The organism is Mesorhizobium sp. M1E.F.Ca.ET.063.01.1.1, from assembly GCF_003998155.1.
Lineage (GTDB): Bacteria > Pseudomonadota > Alphaproteobacteria > Rhizobiales > Rhizobiaceae > Mesorhizobium.
Window position 1 is genome coordinate 1 of sequence record NZ_RZSC01001276.1, and the last position, 981, is coordinate 981.

General features: G+C 67.8%; 1 protein-coding gene and 1 pseudogene. Both read right to left on the reverse strand.

All coding sequences use genetic code 11. The annotated features are described in order from the left end of the window. The coding region (locus EOA29_RS37890) for a 3-dehydroquinate synthase (protein ID WP_127222484.1) at positions 1–817 on the reverse strand (817 nt) is incomplete at its 3' end. Next, positions 814–981 (reverse strand): annotated as a pseudogene (locus tag EOA29_RS43550) (shikimate kinase); the annotation flags it as partial. The pseudogene EOA29_RS43550 and the gene EOA29_RS37890, both read right to left, overlap by 4 nt.

Here is a 981-nt window from a genome sequence, read left to right on the forward strand (position 1 = left end):
CGCCGTGGACGAGGCGGGCGCCGTCATAGTTGGTGGCGGCTTCGAGCGCATGGCCGAATGTGTGGCCGAGATTGAGCAACGCGCGGTCGCCGGTCTCGAACTCGTCGCGGGCAACCACGTCGGCCTTGGCGCGGCAGGCCTCGGCGATGGCTTCGGTCCGCTCCGGGCCGCCGGCGAACACTTTTTGCCAGTTCTCCTCCAGCCAGGCGAAGAAGCCGGGGCGGTCGATCAGCCCGTATTTGGCGAGCTCGGCATAGCCGGCGCGGAACTCGCGGATCGGCAGCGTGTCGAGCACGCCGGTGTCGGCCAGCACCAGCTTGGGCTGGTTGAAGACCCCGACCAGGTTCTTGCCGCGGGCGCTGTTGATGCCGGTCTTGCCGCCGACGGAAGAATCGACCTGCGCCAGCAGCGAGGTCGGCACCTGCACGAAATTCATCCCGCGCCGCACGATGCCGGCTGCGAAGCCGGCAAGGTCGCCGATGACGCCGCCGCCGAGAGCCACGACAACGTCGCGGCGTTCGAGCTTGGCGGCGAGCACGCCGTCGACCACCTCTTCGAGGCGGGCAAAACTCTTGGTCTTTTCGCCGGCAGGCAACGTGATGACGGCCGAATGGATGCCGCCTTTTTCCAGGCCGGCCTTCAGCGTTTCGAGATGCGCGGCGGCGACGTTCTCGTCGGTAACGATGGCCGCGCGGGTGCCGGGAAGGCGGCCCGCGATTTCGGTTCCGGCGCCGGAAAGCAGGCCCGGCCCGATCAAAATGTCATAGGCACGGTCGCCGAGCCCCACCTCGACCTTAACCGGTTCTGTATGGCTCACGGCTCCACCTCGTCGCTGGTGGCGATCGCGGCGACGCCAAGATGGGCGCAAAGCGCGCACACCACCTCGCCGGCGATGACTTCCTTGCGGTCGTCGCGGGTCGGAACGGTGATGTCGGCCGTGGCATAGACCGGATAGCGCTCGCTCATCAGCCGCTCCAGCAC